Annotated in this window: 1 protein-coding gene; it reads right to left on the bottom strand. The window is 60.5% G+C overall.

Features of this window, described 5'->3' with window-relative positions:
* Positions 1-258 (bottom strand): helix-hairpin-helix domain-containing protein (locus ACW9IR_RS29975; RefSeq protein ID WP_457466222.1); only part of this gene is annotated, 258 nt, incomplete at both ends.

Raw genomic sequence — 258 nt, 5'->3', positions numbered from 1 at the left:
CATCATGGAAATATGGGCCGAGACGGTCGAGTGCACCGCTGCGGATCAGGCCATCGAGGGTCCGTTTGTTGATGCGCTTGAGGTCAACCCGCGCGCAGAAGTCGAACAGATCCTTGAATGGCCCGTTCTGGCGCGCTTCGGTGATGGCTTCCACCGGGCCTTCGCCCACACCTTTGATGGCGCCCAGGCCATAAATGATGCGGCCTTCGTCGTTCACCGTGAACTTGAACTCCGAGGCGTTCACGTCCGGCGCATCGA

Source organism: Pseudomonas sp. SDT291_1_S447 (genome assembly GCF_054070155.1).
This window is presented reverse-complemented; position numbering and strand designations above follow the sequence as displayed.